The following is a 222-nucleotide window of genomic DNA, read 5'->3' on the forward strand; positions in this document are numbered from 1 at the left end:
GGTGCAGACGGTGGCGGGGGAAAGCAAACTGAGTGCCGAACTGCTGGCTTCACGTCGTCAGATTAACCAGCTGCTGAACTGGCACTGGAAGTTGAAACCGCAAAATGGTTTACCGGAACTGGTCGCCGGATGGCGGGGGGAACTGATGGCCGAACGCCTGAATACCCTGCTGGAAGGGTATCCGCGCTAAAGAATTGTAGCCCCGGTAAGCGCAGCGCCACC

The 222-nt window shown here is 58.6% G+C and carries 1 protein-coding gene; it reads left to right on the top strand.

Going from position 1 to position 222, the window contains the following annotated elements; all coding sequences use genetic code 11:
- Window positions 1–190: hypothetical protein (locus B3446_RS06000; protein ID WP_291378409.1), on the top strand; the 190-nt coding region annotated here is incomplete at its 5' end.
- Window positions 191–222 lie beyond the last annotated feature (32 nt).

It is taken from the genome of Achromobacter sp. UBA5777 (genome assembly GCF_002418565.1).
Taxonomy (GTDB): Bacteria; Pseudomonadota; Gammaproteobacteria; order Burkholderiales; family Burkholderiaceae_B; genus Achromobacter; species Achromobacter animicus.